Genomic DNA, 17,064 nt, shown 5'->3' on the forward strand with positions numbered 1-17,064 from the left:
TTAGCCCTGTTGTTGCAGGAAGGCATCAATCTCGGTACGCCACGGCACCGAGGGCTGAGCGCCTGGGCGCGTAACGGCAATAGCCGCCGCCGCATGCGCGAAACGTACCGCATCATGCATCAAGACACCTTCCAGACGGGCGGTAATAAACGCGCCATTGAAGGTATCGCCAGCCGCGATGGTGTCGACAGCCTGTACGCTAAAGCCAGGAATGCGTACACCCTCGCCTTTCTCGCTCAACCAGACACCGCGACGGCCCAGCGTAATCAACACCGTCTGAATACCTTTGCTGTGCAATGCCGCCGCTGCACGCGCCGCATCTTCATCGCTTTTCACTGCGATGCCGGTGAGAATTTCCGCTTCGGTTTCGTTCGGCGTGATGACATCAATCAGCGCCAGCAATTCATCGGAAAGATGCGTGGCAGGAGCCGGATTAAGAATCACCTGCGTCTGCTGCGCTTTGGCGATTTTCGCCGCCGCCAGCACGCTTTCCAGCGGCGATTCCAGTTGCATCAACAACGCATCTGCATCCGCGATCACCTGTTGATGGCGATCAACGCAGGCAGGCGTTAACGCCGCATTGGCACCGGAATAGATGCCGATATTGTTTTCACCTTCGCCATTCACGAAGATCATCGCCACACCGGTGGCTTCATCCGCTACGGTTTCCACCGGCGCGGTATCAATTCGGTCCTGTTGCAGCTGCTGGCGGATACGCTCGCCAATATCATCAGCGCCCACACAGGCAATAAAGGCGATATCGGCACCTGCGCGCCCGGCTGCTACCGCCTGATTAGCCCCTTTGCCGCCAAAGGCAATCTGATACTGTTTCCCGATCACCGTTTCGCCCGGACGTGGAAAGTGGGCGAGGTTAAGGATGTGATCGGCATTGATGCTGCCAAGTACGGCCAGTTTTGCGCTTTTGCTCATAGGGAGTGATCCATCAAAGTTGCGCCACCTCAATGGTGGCGCGTTGCCCTGCTTTTCTTCGCGTGTTATTTGGTAACCAGTTTCAGATCGACCGGGTTGATCGCCTGCACTTTTTCACCTTTCAATACTTTATCCGCAGTCTCTACGCCGATGATACCAATCTTGTCAGGCATCTGCGCAACGGTCGCAGTCAGTTTACCGGCTTCTACCGCTTTTACACCGTCAGCGGTGCCGTCAAAGCCCACCACCACCACATCGGTTTTACCGGCGGTTTGCAGTGCGCGCAGTGCGCCCAGCGCCATTTCGTCGTTCTGTGCGAATACAGCCTGCACATCCGGATGCGCCTGCAACAGGTTCTGCATCACGTTCAGACCTTTGGTACGGTCAAAATCCGCTGGCTGGCTGGCGAGGATATTGAATTTATGTGCATCGGCAGCCTGTTTGAAGCCATCACCGCGCTCACGCGCCGCTGACGTACCGGCAATACCCTGCAACTCGATGATTTTCGCGCCATCACCCAGTTTTTTCGCAATGAAGTCACCCGCCATTTTGCCGCCAAAGCGGTTGTCAGATGCCACATGACTCACCACCTTGCCCTGTGACGCTACGCGGTCGAGGGTGATCACCGGAATATTCGCCTGGTTCGCCATCTTCACGGCGTTGCCTACGGCATCAGAGTCGGTAGGGTTAATCAGCATCAGTTTGGTGCCACGCACGGTGAGGTCCTGCACGTTCGCCAGCTCTTTCGCCGGGTTGTTCTGCGAGTCCAGCACCACCAGGTTATAACCCAGCTTGTCGGCTTCTTTCTGTGCGCCATCTTTCAGCGCCACAAAGAACGGGTTGTTCAGGGTAGAAACCACCAGAGCGATAGTATCCTTCGCCATCGCGCTGGCACTCAGAGTGGCGCCAAGAATGACGGCCAATGCGGTTAACTTTTTCATGAATTCATCCTGTGTGAAGGTCAGAGTTATTTACTGCTTTTGTTATCCACCAGCACTGCCAGCAGAATTACCACTGCTTTTACAATCATTTGATAGTAAGAGGAGACACCTAACAGATTGAGGCCGTTGTTCAGGAAGCCGAGAATCAATGCCCCGATCAGCGTCCCCATGATGCGACCTTTACCTCCCGCCAGGCTGGTACCGCCCAACACCACAGCGGCGATCGCATCCAGTTCATAACCCGTGCCCGCTGTCGGCTGCGCTGATGAAAGACGCGCTACCTCAATGGTGCCCGCCAGCGCCGCCAACATGCCGCACAGTGAATAGACGATAATTTTGACGCGGTTAACGTTGATACCAGACAAACGCGTGGCCGCTTCATTGCCACCCAGCGCGTAGATATAACGCCCCAGACGCGTGTGATGCAGCATGTACCAGGCCAGCGCGAACACCACCGCCATCAACCATACCGGGGTCGGGATGCCCAGAGGGCGACCAATACCGAACCAGCCAAACAGGTCGGCGTTGTCGCTAAAGCCGGTATTAATTGGGCTGCCGTCGGTGTAAACCATAGTGACGCCACGCAGCAGCAGCATCATCACCAGGGTGGCGATAAACGCCTGCACTTTGCCGCGTGCCACAATGGTGCCGGTGATGCCGCCAATCAAGGCACCCAATGCCAGCGCAGCCGCTACCGCCACCAGCGCATTAACTTCGTGCCCCACAATCGAGGCGGCCACCGCGCCGGTCAACGCCAGCAGCGAGCCAACGGACAGATCGATACCAGAGGTCAGGATCACCAGCGTCATTCCCACCGCCATAATGGCGTTGACCGAGGTCTGTTGCAGGATGTTGAACAAGTTGGCGACGGTGAAGAAATTCGGGCTGAGGCTGGCGACCACGGCGATCAGCACAATCAGCGCAATCAGCGATTTTTGCTCCAGCAACCAGGCTTTGCTGAACCAGCGACGGCTGGCGGGTAAGGTTTGGGTACTCATACAACTAACTCCTCGCTGTGTTGCTTACCGACTGCCGCTGCCATCAGGGATTCCTGGGTAGCCTGCTCACGGGTAAATTCGCCACTCAGATGGCCTTCATGCATCACCAGAATGCGATCGCTCATGCCCAGAACTTCCGGCATTTCGGACGACACCAGGATGATGCTCAGCCCATCGGCTTTAAACTGGTTAATTAACTGATAAATCTCTTTTTTTGCCCCAACGTCCACACCGCGCGTCGGTTCATCAAGGATCAAGACATTCGGTCGCGTCATCAGCCCACGGGCAATCGCCACTTTTTGCTGATTACCGCCAGAAAGCAGGCCGATCGGCTGCTCCATCGACGGGGTTTTCACATTGAACAGGCGGATAAAATCGCCCACCGCCAACTGTTCTTCCGCGTGTTTCAGGCTGCCATTACCCCGACTGAAGTAGCGCAGCGCGGTCAGGGACATGTTTTCTTTTACCGACATGCCCAGCACCAGACCGTCGCGTTTGCGGTCTTCGGAGATATAGACGATGCCATTTGCCAGACCATCCTGTGGCGCATGCGTCACCACATCACGACCATCCAGCGTGACTTTTCCGCCGCTACGTGGCAGTGCGCCATATAACAGCTTCATCAGTTCGGTACGCCCCGCGCCCATCAGGCCGGAAACGCCCAGAATTTCGCCTTTACGCAGGTTAAAGCTAACGTCATGTACTCCCGGTCCGCTCAGGTTTTCCACCTGCAAACGCACGGCACCCGGAGCCTGGTCAAGATGCGGGTATTGTTCTTCCAGCTTGCGTCCGACCATCATCTCAATCAGGCTCTCTTCACTCAGCTCGCTGACTGGACGTTCGGCAATAAACTGACCGTCACGGAACACCGTGACGTCATCGCAAATCTCAAAGATCTCTTTCATGCGGTGGGAAATGTAGACAATGCCGCAACCCTGCGCTTTCAACTCATTGATCACGCGGAACAATGACAGGGTTTCGGTATCGGTCAGCGCATCCGTCGGCTCGTCCATGATGATGACGCGCGACTGAAAGCTGAGAACCTTAGCGATCTCCACCATCTGCTGGTCGCCAATCGACAAATCACCCACCAGCTTATGGCTGTTAAAACGCAGGTTCAGACGCGCTAACAGCGCATCCGCCTCGGCATACATCTTTTTCCACTCAATGCGGCCAAAACGGTTCACAAATTCGCGGCCAAGGAAGATGTTCTCCGCCACCGTCAATTGCGGGATCAGGTTAAGTTCCTGATGAATGATGCCAATGCCCGCTTCCTGAGACGCTTTTGGCCCGGAGAACGTGGTTTCTTTACCCAGCCAATGCAGCGATCCGGCATCCATGCTGTAAATACCGGTCAGCACTTTCATCATGGTGGATTTACCGGCACCATTTTCTCCCACCAGCGCCATCACCCGACCAGGCCAGACGGCCAGTGAAGCCCCTTTCAGCGCTTTCACACCGGGAAATGACTTTTCAATCCCTTTGAGTTGCAATAACGGTTGCATAGCGGCCTCAGAAGGTAACGCCCGCGCTCAGGATGACATTCGCATACGGAGAGCACTCTCCGCTGCGAATGACCGCCTGACTACGCTGAGTCTGTTGTTTGAACTGTTCATGACTGGTGTAACGAATAGCGATGGTATTTCCCTGGTGTCGTTGCAAGGCATCGAGCACGGCGAGCAGTGCGCTATGGAGCTGCGGGTTGAACTGCTTGATCTCTTCCGCCATCAGGGCGCTCTCAACCTGCATCTCCTGAGTGACCACCTCAACAACCTGTAAAAACTCGGGCGTACCCGGCGTCAGCGCCAGATCAATACGTTGCGGCCCCACAGGAATGGGTAAACCCGCATCGGCAATCGTCAGCGTATCCGTGTGTCCCAGACGGGCAATCACATGAGAGATTTCAGCGTTTAACAAGCGACCTTTTTTCATTTCTTCCACTCCACAGCGAAACGTTTCGCTGACCGGAGTGTATAAAAAATGCATAGCAACTCAATGGCGGCATCACGGAAATGTGATCACCATCGAAACGTTTCGCTTGTGCCAGAAAATATTTGAGTTAGGCGAGGAATAAATCAACCTCCGCTGACAACAGCATAAGAATTTTCACAATGAAGAAGAGAAATACCCCACGCAGTCAGAAGAAATTCCCTTCTCATCCTTATGTTAAGTTTTTTCAGAGGTAACGAAATGTGTATTTGTCATGGATAACAACACAGGAATCGAAGGATCGAAGCTAATGGATTTTAAATTAAAAGCACTCACCAGCCTGATTACCGTTTCACTGGTGGCCGCCGCTTATGCCAATGAGGGGGACATAACACCCAATTACGCCACAACAGGCCCTGTCGCCATCGCTTCTGCCGATTTTAGTGTTACAAGTTCAGCAGAAGAATCCGTCCTGTATGAACTGGATGCTTCTGCAAGTCAGAATGCTGTCTCTTTCCGTTGGCGAGTAGCAGAAGGAAAGGGTGTCTTCTGGTTGCAGGAAAAACCGGGGGGAGGATGGAGAACCGAGGTTAATCAGGCGAAAGCAACAGCGCTGGTCCCGGCAAACCATACCGGCATTGCAGTTTATGAAGTCAGCGTAACGGACAAAAATGGCAACACCGATACCCGGCAAGTCACCATGACCGCCATTTCCCCGTTGTATTCATCCGTTGAGGAAAATCTGGCTAAACCCACTGAATTTCCCGACTGGGGTGAAGAAAACACTTATATGGCGGGAGATAAGGTCACCTTCGCCGGGATTAAGTACATCGCGACAAAATGGACACAATCTACACCCGCTAATGGCGCAGGCTGGAAGTTTGCAGATCCGGAGCAACTGCGGGAATGGAACAAATCAATGTCTTATTCCCGCAAAGATAAAGTCAGCTGGCAGGGAAAAGCCTGGAAAGCGGCGTACTGGACGCAGGGGAATACGCCAGGAGAACATTCCGTCTGGCTGGAATTATAAGCGGGCTGCCGGAGCAGCCCCGCCAGATTATCAGGGGAGTTTTCTGACCTGTTTCACGTCCAGTTCAATGGCGTTGAAATCCTTATCCAACTCACCGGTTAACTCAACGCGATCTTTTGGCGAAATGGTTTGCCCGTCCCAGCGTTTGTGATCGATTTCGACCTTCATGGTGCCGGTATCATCGCGGAACAGATAATCCTCTTTGCCGATTTGCTTATCCAGATAACCACGCACGGTGATCCAGCTATCGTCCTTCATCTCCTCAGCCTGCTTAACCGTCACGACACTGGTGTTACCAGCCTGAAAGCCACCGGAGTGACTTTGTACCGCCGGCGCATTCGGGTCAACAAATCCACCCTGCTGTGCCGCCAGAACCGGCATGGAAGCCAGTGCAACGATTGCGAAAAGTGCTGCATGCTTTTTCATATTTTCACCTCTTCTCCATGAATGTGCGGAATACGGGGGCTATTTCAACATAAGGTTCTTAACAGGATCTTAAGGCCGATCAATTTATTAAAATTCGTGAAAATCAGGTCAAATGTCGTGATTTCTCCTGTACATGAACGCTTCTGCTTCGTATAACTCCAGGCTAAAGGGAGGCGCATACATGCGGATTTTATTGATTGAAGACGACACCTTGATTGGCGACGGCCTCAAAGTCGGCCTGACCAAACTCGGTTTCAGCGTGGACTGGCTGGTTTCAGGCGAAGCTGGATTTCAGGCGTTGAACTCCGCCCCCTGGGATGCAGTGATTCTGGATTTGTCACTGCCGGAACGAGATGGACTCGATATTCTGCGCCAATGGCGTCAGCAAGGTCAGGATGTACCGGTATTGATCCTCACAGCACGCGATGCGCTCGATCAGCGGGTTCAGGGTTTGCAACTGGGCGCGGATGACTATCTTGGCAAACCTTTTGCCCTGACCGAAGTAGCTGCACGCCTGGAGGCACTGATTCGTCGGCGTCATGGTCAGCTACAGCCGGAGCTGCGTCATGGCAAGGTGGTAATGTCTCCTGCCAGCCACAGCGTACTGGTTGCTGGCGAACCGCTCCCCCTGAAAAGCCGTGAACTGGCGTTGCTGGAACTGTTCCTGCGTAATCCCGGCCGGGTCCTGACACGCAGCCAGCTGGAGGAAAAACTCTATAGCTGGGATGACGATGTCTCCAGCAATGCTGTCGAGGTGCATATCCATCATCTGCGTAAAAAGCTCGGCAGCCAGTTTATCCGTACCGTGCATGGCGTCGGTTATACGTTGGGAGCGGCAGAATGAGTCTGTTCCTGCGGCTCGCCATCGGTTTTATCTTGTTGATCATGCTGTGCTGGGGCAGCGCCAGCCTGAGCGCCTGGCATCAGACACGCGAAACCGTCAATGAACTGTTTGATACCCAGCAAATGCTGTTTGCCAAGCGCCTGCTGGCGCTCGAACCCGCCACGCTGCAAAACGTCACTCTGCCGAAAAACAAGGCATTACTGAACCATCATCGCGGTAAACAGGATGATGACGCGCTGGCTTTCGCCATTTTTAGTGGTGATGGCAAGTTGCTGCTCAATGATGGCGAAAAGGGTCGTGATTTGCAGTTTGCGGATGGACGCGATGGTTTTCGCAATGGACACCTGCGCGGTGATGATGACAGTTGGCGTCTGCTGTGGCTGACGTCACCCGATCAACGCTATCGCGTAGTGGTGGGACAGGAGTGGGATTACCGCGACGATATGACCAGCGATTTGGCACAAAGCAGCATTGTGCCGTGGCTGATTGCACTGCCTTTTATGCTGGCACTGCTGCTGGCGCTGGTGTGGTTTGAACTGCGCCCGTTAAAACGCCTCACCGCCTCACTCCACCAGCGCGCAGCCGATGATGACACACCGTTACCCCTGGCGCGCCTGCCAAAAGAAGTCCAACCGCTGGTACTGGCATTGAATGGTTTGTTCAGCCGCATGGCGGATCTGGTGCAGCGTGAACGCCGCTTCACCTCCGATGCAGCTCATGAGTTGCGCAGCCCACTGGCGGCGCTGCGGGTGCAGAGTGAAGTGATCCAACTGGCAGATGACGATGAGATCGTACGCAAACGGGCGCTACAACAACTGGATACCGGGATCCTGCGTGCCACCCGGCTGGTGGATCAACTGCTGACGCTCTCCAGAGTGGAGGCGGATGATCTGCGCAGTGAATTCCAGCCAACCGCCCTGGCCCCGCTGCTGCAAAGCGTGTTAGCCGAGCATTTTCCCCAGGCTGAACAGAAACATATCGATTTGCAGTTACACACGACATTCCAACCGGTGATGAACGGTCATCAGCTTCTGCTGGCTTTAATGCTGCGCAATCTGCTGGATAACGCGCTGCGTTATACCCCTGACGGAGGGCAGGTAACGGTGAACCTGACCGCTCGAACCCTGACTATCGATGATAATGGCCCAGGGGTAAGTGATGAGGCATTAACACGCCTGGGCGAACGTTTCTGGCGTCCTCCGGGACAAACGCAAACCGGCAGTGGGCTGGGGCTGTCGATTGTGAAGAATATCGCGCAACTGCACGCTATCCGCGTAGCATTCAGTCAGAGAGAAGCAGGGGGGTTGCGCGTCACGCTAAGCTGGTAACGGACGCGCACAACAACATTAAATTTCGACCTGGGTTCCCAGCTCAATCACCCGATTAGGAGGGATTTCAAACTGATCCGGTGCGCGCAGCGCATTGCGTTGCAGGGCGAGGAACAACTTACCGCGCAGACGCAGATACCACGGACGATCGCCAATTATCAGCGATTCATGTGACATAAAGAACGAGGTTTCCATCATGCGGCAGTTCAGCCCTTCCAGCCCACAACGATGGAAAATCTCTTCCACATTAGGCGTTTCACGCCAGCCGTAGCTGGCTACCACGCGCCAGAACGTGGGCGACAGCTGTTCAATCGTCACACGTCGTACGTTATGTACATAAGGCGCATCTTCGGTACGCAAGGTCAGCAGCACCACGCGTTCATGCAACACCTTGTTATGTTTGAGATTGTGCAGCATCGCAAACGGAATCACGTTCAATGCACGCGACATATACACTGCGGTACCAGGAACTCGCACCGGCGGCGATTTCTCCAGCGAGGCAATCATCGCCTCAAGCGAATTGCCGTGTTCATGCATACGGCGCAGCAGACGGAAACGCTCGCTTTTCCAGGTGGTCATGACGATAAACATCACCAGCGCCAGACACAGCGGCAACCAACCGCCGGAGAAGATTTTCACCAGGTTGGCAGAGAACAGCGAGACATCGATACACAGCATTGCCACCAGAATGAAACTGACGGCAATTTTATTCCAGTGCCAGTTTTTGATCGCCACAGTGCAGGAAAGAATGGTGGTCAGCACCATAGTACCGGTCACCGCGATACCGTATGCCGCCGCGAGGTTGCTGGAGTGTTCGAAGCTGACGATAACAATCAACACCGCGAAATAGAGCAGCCAGTTGATGACCGGCACATAGATTTGGCCGGACTCCATCTCAGAGGTGTGAATAATACGCATCGGCGGCAGATAGCCGAGACGCACCGCCTGACGCGTTAACGAGAACACGCCGGAAATCACCGCTTGCGAGGCAATCACCGTCGCCAGCGTGGCGAGGATCAACAACGGAATCAGCGCCCAATCGGGGGCCAGCAGGAAGAACGGGTTTTTAATGGTTTCCGGATGCGCCAGCAGCAACGCGCCCTGACCAAAATAGTTCAGCACCAGCGACGGCAGAACCACAGCGACCCATGCCAGGCGAATCGGCAGCTTGCCGAAGTGCCCCATATCGGCATACAGCGCTTCCACCCCGGTAATTGATAACACCACCGCGCCGAGAGCAAAGAAAGAGATGGTTTTATAATGCAGGAAGAAGTTCACCGCATGTGACGGGTTGAGCGCCTGCAACACTTCCGGGTTTTTGATGATGCTGTTGGCACCGAGCACCGCCAGTACGATAAACCACAGCAGCATCACCGGGGCAAACAACTTACCGACAATCCCTGTGCCGTGCTTCTGGATCATAAACAGCAGCGTCAGCACCGTGATCGACAAAGGGACAATCCAGGGGTCGAGCGAAGGCGCAGCAATCTCCAGACCTTCAATTGCTGACATCACCGAAATCGCCGGGGTGATCACCACCTCGCCATAGAAGAAGCTACCGCCAATCAATCCCATGATCACCAGAATCGCGGTGGCTCGGGCACCGGTATTACGCCCGGCCAGCGACATCAGCGTCAGGATCCCGCCCTCACCGGCGTTATCGGCGCGCATCACGTAGCTGATGTATTTCAGCGACACCACCAGGATCAGTAGCCAGAAAATAAGGGAAAGGAAGCCAAAGACCGCTTCACGTTCCACGCCAAAACCAAACTGGCCGGAGAGACATTCGCGCAAGGTATAAAGTGGACTGGTACCAATATCGCCATAGACCACGCCGATTGCGGCCAGCGTGACAGCACCAAGGGACTGCTTGTTTTCCGAGCTCATAGAGTTATCTTTTGTTGGAGTCGATCAGGCGGTTGCCGACCGCTCTGGCCATCAAAAAGCGCACAGTATGCACATATTCCCAAAAAAACCTACCCTTACAAACATACAACATGGCGCGAGCGACGCGGTTTTTCGCTGCAAAATCCGGCAAAAATGCGCCGGAACAGGCGGGTAGCCTCGCTTCAACCTTCTGAAACAAAAAAGCTGACGGCTATCAACGCTTTCACGCATGATAATCAGTAGAGTAATGCGCTCGCCAGAATGCGATGGCACCAGGATCAGAAGGACAATGATGTGATTATGGCTCAACCCCATCTTTTGGCAGAAAGAATTTCTCGCCTGAGCAACGCCCTGGAAAAAGGGTTGTATGAACGGCATCATGCGATTCGCCTCTGCCTGCTGGCCGCGCTGAGTGGCGAAAGCGTCTTTTTGCTCGGGCCACCTGGCATTGCCAAAAGCCTGATTGCCCGCCGCCTGAAGTACGCTTTCCAGCATGCCCGCGCGTTTGAATACCTGATGACGCGTTTCTCCACTCCCGAAGAAGTATTTGGCCCCCTTTCTATCCAGGCATTAAAAGATGAAGGTCGCTATCAACGTCTGACCAAAGGCTATCTGCCGGATGCCGAAATCGTCTTCCTCGATGAGATCTGGAAAGCCGGCCCGGCGATTCTGAATACCCTGCTTACCGCCATCAACGAACGGCGTTTCCGCAATGGCGACAGTGAAGACAAGATTCCAATGCGCCTGCTGGTCACCGCCTCCAACGAATTGCCGGAAGCCGACAGTGGGTTGGAAGCCTTGTATGACCGTATGCTGATTCGGCTGTGGCTGGATAACGTGCACGAAAAGCAGAACTTCCGCAGCATGCTGACCCACCAGCAGGATGAAAGCGTCAATCCGGTGGCCGAATCGCTGTGTATCAGCGATGAAGAGTACCACCAGTGGCAGCAAGGCATCAGTCAGGTGAGCCTGCCGGACCATGTGTTTGAGCTGATCTATCAGTTGCGTCAGCAACTGGAAAATCTCCCCGATGCGCCTTATATCTCCGACCGTCGCTGGAAAAAAGCCATTCATTTGTTGCAGGCCAGTGCGTTCTACAGTGGCCGTGCCGCCATTGCCCCGCTGGATTTGATTCTGCTGAAAGATTGCCTGTGGCATGACGTCACCTCGATGAAGCTGCTGGATCGCGAAATCGATGCATTAATGACGCAACACGCCTGGCAACAACAACCGATGCTGATGAAACTCCAGCAGATCAAAGCGCGCCGTCTGGCGCTACAACAGCAGCAAAGCGTGGCACAGGCGCTAACGCTTGAGAAGCACAGCGGCATGTTCAGCCGCAAGCCCCACTACGAATTGCCTGCCACGCTAAATGACGAGCAGTTGACGCTCATGTTGCAACAACCGTTGATGCTGCATGATATGCAGGTCAGCCATGTGCTGATCAGTCGTGAAGCGCTGAATCAATGGCTTGTGAAAGGCGGCGAGGTGCGTGGCAAGCTCAACGGCATTGGCTTTGCGCAAACGCTCGACCTGCTGGTGGACGCACATCATTGCCTGACATTACGTGATGTCAGCCTTCAGGCAACGCGTCTGACGTTACCCGGCGTCAGCGCCAGCAATGAGCTACCGCAGGAAATCGTTGATGAATTTGACGCCCTGGATAATCAACTGCGCGCCCAGCGTACGCTGTTCAGCCAACATCAGCGCTGCCTGTTTATCAGCGATGACTGGCTGGCGCGCATTGAAACCAGTCTGCAAGATGTGGCGGAACAGATGAAACAGGCGCGTAAATGATTTCGCTGGAGACGCTGAGCACGCTGCTGTCGATCGGTGAAACAGAACTGATCGAAGAGTTAATTCTGGCGCTGCTGGCGTCGCCACAGTTGGCGATGTTCTTTGAGAAATTCCCACGCCTTAAGCAGGCCATGATGCGCGATCTGCCGCGCTGGCGCTCCGAAATCGTCGAAGAGATGAAAACCACGGCGGTGCCGGAAGCCCTGGCGCAGGAGTTTCAGCTCTTTCAACAGGCGCAGTTGCTTAGCCAGCATGAATTCAACCAGCAATTACCCGCCATCATCAGCCAACTGAAAAACCTGCCATCACCGTTTATCGAAGAAGCCAGCAAATTGCTGTTGCATACCGACAGCGAGCAATTCAGCAACGCGCAACATACCTTGTTCCTGCAACGTTGGCGTCTCAGCCTGACGTTACAGACCCTGACGCTTAATCAGCAATTGCTGGAACAGCAGCGCGAACGTTTGATGGCCGAACTGCAACAACGCATGGCGCTAAGCGGGCAACTCGCCCCCATTCTCACCGATGACGATGAAGCGGCCGCCGGACGCTTGTGGGATATGAGCAAAGCGCCACTCCAGCATGGCGACTATGAATTGATCGTGCAGTACGGTGATTTTCTCGCTCAACAGCCCGAACTGATGAAACTGGCACAACAACTGGGACGGAGTCGCGAAGCGAAAGCGGTGCCGTCTCAGGATGCGCCACTGGAAGAATTTCACCAACTGGTGCGTGAGCCGGATAACGTGCCGGAAGAGGTTAGCGGTATCCATCAGAGCGATGATGTGCTGCGCCTACTCCCGCCTGAGCTGGCAACGCTTAGTATCAGCGAGCTGGAGCTGGAATTTTATCGCCGCCTGGTGGAAAAACGCCTGTTGACCTATCGCCTGCAAGGCGACGCCTGGCATGAAAAAGTTTCCCTGCGGCCGGTCAGTCATCAACATCATGAAGAACAGCCGCGTGGCCCGTTTATCGTCTGCGTTGATACCTCCGGTTCGATGGGCGGCTTCAATGAACGTTGCGCCAAAGCCTTTTGTCTGGCGCTGCTGAAAGTGGCGCTAGCGGATAAACGTCGCTGCTACATCATGCTGTTTGCCCATGAGGTGATCGGTTATGAGCTGACGGCGGATAACGGTATTGAGCAGGCGGTGCGCTTCCTCAGTCAGCGCTTTCGTGGCGGTACCGATTTGGCAGCCTGTCTGGCCGCCGTTGTGGCACGCATGGAAGGTAGCCTGTGGCAGGAAGCCGATGCGGTGATCGTCTCCGATTTTATCGCCCAACGCTTGCCGGAGGAGATCGTCAACGCCGTTAAACAACGCCAGCGCTATCATCAACAGCGTTTCCATGCAGTGGCGATGTCAGTTCATGGCAAACCGGGGATTCTGCGCATCTTCGATCATATCTGGCGCTTCGATACCGGACTGAAAAGCCGCCTGCTGCGCCGCTGGAAACGCTAATTCATCTGACGGAAATGCTTATTTGCTATAGTGATAAGTTACTTCGCTGAGCAAACTGGAGCATATCGTGACCACCGCCTTGCCAACACCAACCCGCACGCTGCGACTTTCCGGCCAGAATACAGAACAAAAACGCGCCGAACTGCTGGATTACTTTCTGCAAACCTGGACACTGTACGAAAGCCTGTTCGACTGCCTCGCTGATGAACGTGCCTGGTTTAATAAAGCAATTTCGCTGCGCCATCCGCTGATCTTCTATTTTGGCCACACCGCCACTTTCTATATCAATAAGCTGATGGCGGGTCGCTATCTTGATCACCGCGTTGACGATCGTATCGAAGCGATGATGGCGATCGGTGTGGATGAAATGAGCTGGGATGATCTCGACGACAGCCATTACGCCTGGCCAACGGTGGCGGAAGTGCGTGATTATCGCGGCAAAGTCAAAACCCTGGTCAGTGAGTTTATCCAGACCATGCCGCTGGAACTTCCCATCGACTGGGATAGCCCGGCGTGGGTGATCCTGATGGGTATCGAACATGAACGTATCCATCTGGAAACCTCCAGCGTATTGATGCGCCAGTTGCCGATTGAATGGGTGCAGCCACAGGCGCACTGGCCGATATGTCCACAGGCCAGACATGATCGCCACAACGTTCCCGCTAATGCTTTGATTGCGATGCCCGGTGGCCGTGTGCAGCAAGGTAAAACCGACGATACCTATGGCTGGGATAACGAATACGGCAGTCAACTGACCGAACTCAAACCGTTTAAAGCCAGCAAAATGCTGGTCAGCAATGCGGAATATTTCAACTTTGTCGCAGCGGGCGGCTATCAGGAACGACGCTGGTGGGATGACGAGGGTTGGGGCTGGCGTGCATTCGCAGAAGCAGACATGCCCACTTTCTGGGTCGGTGATATTCAGCAACCCGATCAGCTAAAACTGCGTCTGATGACCGAAGAAGTGGCGATGCCGTGGGACTGGCCCGCTGAGGTTAACCAACTGGAAGCGGCGGCATTTTGTCGCTGGCTGACAGAAGAGACAGGCAAAGCGATCCAGCTACCGTGCGAAGCGGAGTGGATGCAACTGCGTGAGTTCGTCAGTGGCGATCAGCCAGACTGGATCAATGCGCCGGGCAACATCAACCTGGCATACTGGGCGTCCTCCTGCCCGGTGGATCACTTCGCGCAGGGCGAGTTTTTCGATATTGTCGGCAACGTCTGGCAGTGGACCACCACGCCAACCAACGGTTTCGAAGGCTTTAAGGTCCATCCGCTGTATGACGATTTCTCCACACCCACCTTTGATGGCAAACATGCCCTGATCAAAGGTGGCAGTTGGATATCGACCGGCAACGAGGCGCTGAAATCATCGCGCTACGCTTTCCGCCGCCACTTCTTCCAGCATGCGGGTTTCCGCTATGTGGTTTCTTCACATCAGGAAACCATGACGCTGAACCCGTATGAAACTGACAGTATGGTGTCGCAGTATCTCGATTTTCAGTACGGACCGCGCTACTTCGGCGTACCAAATTATGCTGAAAACCTGGTATCGCTACTGTTGCCGCACTGCACCAACCGTGGTCAGGCACTGGATATCGGTTGTGCCACCGGCCGTGCCAGCTTTGAACTGGCGCGCCATTTTGCACAGGTGGTTGGCATGGATTACTCAGCGCGCTTTATTGATGTGGCCTTGCAGCTGACCTCCGGCGAGGATTTCCGTTATGTGGTGCCCGAAGAGGGTGAGCTGGTGGAGTATCGCCAGGTACGTCTGAAAGAGTTCGATCTGGGTGATGAGCAGGCACAACGCATTCATTTTGTGCAGGGCGATGCCTGTAATCTCAAGCCACAGCCGGATCGTTACGATCTGGTGCTGGCGTCGAATCTGCTTGATCGCCTGCGTCAGCCGAAACGCTTCCTGCAAGATATCACCCCGATGATCCGCTCAGGTGGCGTGCTGGTGCTGTCATCGCCCTACACCTGGCTGGAGGAATTTACGCCGAAGGAGAACTGGTTGGGTGGCGTGCGTGAAAACGGTGAAGCGCTGACAACCAGGCAGACGCTGCAACGCCTGCTGCGTGATGCGTTCGACGAGATCGCGGCGCCTCAGGATGTACCTTTCGTCATCCGTGAAACGTCACGCAAGTTCCAGCATACGCTGGCGCAGGTCACGCTGTGGCGTAAGCGTTAAAAGCGTGCAGACAGCGGCAGCCCCGCTGTCTGCACCTTGCCTGATCGGTAATTTTGCTGCACATTCTCCTCAGTTCACTGAAGACCAATTGAAGAGGGAAGGATATGGCGGAACATGTGCAGCTGGATAATCTCGATCGCGGCATCTTAAATGCGCTGCTGGAGAATGCGCGCACAGCCTACGCCGAGCTGGCGAAACAGTTCAATGTCAGCCCGGGTACCATCCACGTTCGCGTCGAGAAGATGCGCCAGGCTGGGATAATCCTCGGTACGCGGGTCGAGATAGATCCACGCCAGCTTGGCTTCGATGTCTGCTGCTTCATTGGTATTATCCTGAAAAGCGCCCGTGACTACCCCGCCGCGCTGAGTAAGCTGGAAGCGCTGGATGAAGTGGTCGAAGCCTGGTACACCACCGGCCACTACAGCATCTTTATTAAAGTGATGTGTCGTTCCATCGATGCCTTGCAACAGGTACTGATCAACAAGATCCAGACCATCGACGAAATCCAGTCCACCGAGACCCTGATTTCTCTGCAAAATCCGATTATGCGCACCATCAAACCCTGATCCCCTTCTTTTATTGTGCACAAACTTATCCCAGGCGGATCTCGCCTGGGTTGCCGCTTGCCAGCCAATGCTTTCTATTATTAACCCTGTTTTCCACAGGTGGATCACGACTTGATCACAGCGTACAATGCTCGCCTTTGAGTTCCGGAGAGCATCATGGCCGATATTACCTTAATCAGTGGCAGTACCCTTGGCAGCGCCGAATATGTCGCCGAACATCTGGAAGAAAAACTTCAGGAAGCAGGCTTCTCAACCGAGATGCTGCATGGACCGGAGTTAGATGAGGTGCCTCAGGAAGGTATCTGGCTGATTGTGACTTCCACGCACGGTGCCGGTGAGCTGCCAGATAACCTGCTGCCTTTCTATGAAGCCTTAAAAGAGACGCAACCGGATCTCTCAGGCGTGCGTTATGGTGCAGTGGGCATTGGTAACCATGAATACGATCTGTTCTGTGGCGCGATCAAGCTGCTGGAAGATCAACTGAACCAGCTCGGTGCCAAACGGATTGGTGATCGTCTGGAGATCGACGTACTGGAACATGAAATTCCGGAAGATCCGGCTGAAGTGTGGGTCGCGAGCTGGAAAACGCAGTTATAAGACGATCCAGACCGGTTGGGGATCGTGAAATCAGGGCGATCCCCAGAGTATTCCGCTGTTTTATGCTTTTTATTTTCCTATACCCTGTGGATAACATAGCTTAATTCATGCGTATAACCGGTAGTTATCCCAAGAACAACCAA

The 17,064-nt window shown here is 54.4% G+C and carries 15 protein-coding genes; 8 read left to right on the forward strand and 7 right to left on the reverse strand.

Annotation, left to right across the window (positions count from 1 at the left end):
* The 5 genes from rbsK to rbsD all read right to left on the reverse strand — a co-directional run bounded on the left by rbsK (position 1) and on the right by rbsD (position 4,801).
* On the reverse strand, positions 1 to 930 hold the full coding sequence (gene rbsK, locus AC6I8T_RS20625; RefSeq protein ID WP_208724446.1) for a ribokinase: 930 nt from the start codon (positions 928 to 930) through the stop codon (positions 1 to 3).
* 65 nt (positions 931 to 995) lie between these two features.
* Positions 996 to 1,871, reverse strand: coding sequence for a ribose ABC transporter substrate-binding protein RbsB (gene rbsB, locus AC6I8T_RS20630; protein ID WP_021183614.1), 876 nt, complete (start codon positions 1,869 to 1,871; stop codon positions 996 to 998).
* Between the two features lie 26 nt (positions 1,872 to 1,897).
* On the reverse strand, positions 1,898 to 2,869 hold the full coding sequence (gene rbsC, locus AC6I8T_RS20635; protein WP_021183615.1) for a ribose ABC transporter permease: 972 nt from the start codon (positions 2,867 to 2,869) through the stop codon (positions 1,898 to 1,900).
* The gene (gene rbsA, locus AC6I8T_RS20640; RefSeq protein ID WP_415175205.1) at positions 2,866 to 4,374 is read right to left on the reverse strand and encodes a ribose ABC transporter ATP-binding protein RbsA; all 1,509 of its coding nucleotides are present in this window, start codon (positions 4,372 to 4,374) and stop codon (positions 2,866 to 2,868) included. Before rbsA ends, rbsC begins: the two co-directional genes overlap by 4 nt.
* 7 nt (positions 4,375 to 4,381) lie before the next feature.
* Positions 4,382 to 4,801 carry a D-ribose pyranase gene (rbsD, locus tag AC6I8T_RS20645; RefSeq protein WP_013511083.1) on the reverse strand — a complete coding sequence of 140 codons (420 nt, stop codon included), beginning with the start codon at positions 4,799 to 4,801 and terminating at the stop codon, positions 4,382 to 4,384.
* Positions 4,802 to 5,072: 271 nt separating this feature from the next.
* Between rbsD and AC6I8T_RS20650 the strand changes: the two genes are divergently transcribed.
* Positions 5,073 to 5,828: a carbohydrate-binding protein gene (locus AC6I8T_RS20650; protein ID WP_497834273.1), complete on the forward strand. Its 756-nt coding sequence runs from the start codon at positions 5,073 to 5,075 to the stop codon at positions 5,826 to 5,828.
* 30 nt (positions 5,829 to 5,858) lie between these two features.
* Here the strand turns inward: AC6I8T_RS20650 and AC6I8T_RS20655 are convergent, their stop codons facing one another.
* A complete protein-coding gene (locus tag AC6I8T_RS20655) occupies positions 5,859 to 6,254 on the reverse strand; it encodes a YgiW/YdeI family stress tolerance OB fold protein (protein ID WP_021183618.1) in 396 nt (131 codons plus the stop codon).
* A gap of 181 nt (positions 6,255 to 6,435) precedes the next feature.
* Between AC6I8T_RS20655 and qseB the strand changes: the two genes are divergently transcribed.
* Together qseB and qseC are read left to right on the forward strand one after the other, a co-directional pair.
* Positions 6,436 to 7,098, forward strand: coding sequence for a quorum sensing response regulator transcription factor QseB (gene qseB, locus AC6I8T_RS20660; protein WP_208724449.1), 663 nt, complete (start codon positions 6,436 to 6,438; stop codon positions 7,096 to 7,098).
* Positions 7,095 to 8,426 carry a quorum sensing histidine kinase QseC gene (qseC, locus tag AC6I8T_RS20665; RefSeq protein ID WP_208724450.1) on the forward strand — a complete coding sequence of 444 codons (1,332 nt, stop codon included), beginning with the start codon at positions 7,095 to 7,097 and terminating at the stop codon, positions 8,424 to 8,426. Before qseB ends, qseC begins: the two co-directional genes overlap by 4 nt.
* An 18-nt stretch (positions 8,427 to 8,444) precedes the next feature.
* Here the strand turns inward: qseC and kup are convergent, their stop codons facing one another.
* On the reverse strand, positions 8,445 to 10,313 hold the full coding sequence (gene kup / locus AC6I8T_RS20670) for a low affinity potassium transporter Kup (protein ID WP_021183621.1): 1,869 nt from the start codon (positions 10,311 to 10,313) through the stop codon (positions 8,445 to 8,447).
* Positions 10,314 to 10,613: 300 nt separating this feature from the next.
* Between kup and ravA the strand changes: the two genes are divergently transcribed.
* The 5 genes from ravA (at position 10,614) to mioC (ending at position 16,921) form a co-directional block, all read left to right on the forward strand.
* Positions 10,614 to 12,110, forward strand: coding sequence for an ATPase RavA (gene ravA / locus AC6I8T_RS20675; protein ID WP_036625875.1), 1,497 nt, complete (start codon positions 10,614 to 10,616; stop codon positions 12,108 to 12,110).
* The gene (gene viaA, locus AC6I8T_RS20680; protein WP_021183622.1) at positions 12,107 to 13,567 is read left to right on the forward strand and encodes an ATPase RavA stimulator ViaA; all 1,461 of its coding nucleotides are present in this window, start codon (positions 12,107 to 12,109) and stop codon (positions 13,565 to 13,567) included. The genes ravA and viaA overlap by 4 nt, the downstream gene beginning before the upstream one ends.
* 46 nt (positions 13,568 to 13,613) lie before the next feature.
* Positions 13,614 to 15,758, forward strand: coding sequence for a 5-histidylcysteine sulfoxide synthase (gene ovoA, locus AC6I8T_RS20685; RefSeq protein WP_497834316.1), 2,145 nt, complete (start codon positions 13,614 to 13,616; stop codon positions 15,756 to 15,758).
* 104 nt (positions 15,759 to 15,862) lie between these two features.
* On the forward strand, positions 15,863 to 16,324 hold the full coding sequence (gene asnC, locus AC6I8T_RS20690) for a transcriptional regulator AsnC (protein WP_013511092.1): 462 nt from the start codon (positions 15,863 to 15,865) through the stop codon (positions 16,322 to 16,324).
* Between the two features lie 156 nt (positions 16,325 to 16,480).
* Entirely contained in the window at positions 16,481 to 16,921 is a 441-nt protein-coding gene (gene mioC, locus AC6I8T_RS20695; protein WP_021183625.1) for an FMN-binding protein MioC, read from the forward strand.
* Positions 16,922 to 17,064 lie beyond the last annotated feature (143 nt).

It is taken from the genome of Pantoea sp. X-Soil-OKNW-556, assembly GCF_059730695.1.

Bases quoted from the DNA above. Each gene is read 5' to 3' on its own strand.
- rbsK (WP_208724446.1), bottom strand. From the start codon at position 930: ATGAGCAAAAGCGCAAAACTGGCCGTACTTGGCAGCATCAATGCCGAT.
- rbsB (WP_021183614.1), bottom strand. From the start codon at position 1,871: ATGAAAAAGTTAACCGCATTGGCCGTCATTCTTGGCGCCACTCTGAGT.
- rbsC (WP_021183615.1), bottom strand. From the start codon at position 2,869: ATGAGTACCCAAACCTTACCCGCCAGCCGTCGCTGGTTCAGCAAAGCC.
- rbsA (WP_415175205.1), bottom strand. From the start codon at position 4,374: ATGCAACCGTTATTGCAACTCAAAGGGATTGAAAAGTCATTTCCCGGT.
- rbsD (WP_013511083.1), bottom strand. From the start codon at position 4,801: ATGAAAAAAGGTCGCTTGTTAAACGCTGAAATCTCTCATGTGATTGCC.
- AC6I8T_RS20650 (WP_497834273.1), top strand. From the start codon at position 5,073: ATGGATAACAACACAGGAATCGAAGGATCGAAGCTAATGGATTTTAAA.
- AC6I8T_RS20655 (WP_021183618.1), bottom strand. From the start codon at position 6,254: ATGAAAAAGCATGCAGCACTTTTCGCAATCGTTGCACTGGCTTCCATG.
- qseB (WP_208724449.1), top strand. From the start codon at position 6,436: ATGCGGATTTTATTGATTGAAGACGACACCTTGATTGGCGACGGCCTC.
- qseC (WP_208724450.1), top strand. From the start codon at position 7,095: ATGAGTCTGTTCCTGCGGCTCGCCATCGGTTTTATCTTGTTGATCATG.
- kup (WP_021183621.1), bottom strand. From the start codon at position 10,313: ATGAGCTCGGAAAACAAGCAGTCCCTTGGTGCTGTCACGCTGGCCGCA.
- ravA (WP_036625875.1), top strand. From the start codon at position 10,614: ATGGCTCAACCCCATCTTTTGGCAGAAAGAATTTCTCGCCTGAGCAAC.
- viaA (WP_021183622.1), top strand. From the start codon at position 12,107: ATGATTTCGCTGGAGACGCTGAGCACGCTGCTGTCGATCGGTGAAACA.
- asnC (WP_013511092.1), top strand. From the start codon at position 15,863: ATGGCGGAACATGTGCAGCTGGATAATCTCGATCGCGGCATCTTAAAT.
- mioC (WP_021183625.1), top strand. From the start codon at position 16,481: ATGGCCGATATTACCTTAATCAGTGGCAGTACCCTTGGCAGCGCCGAA.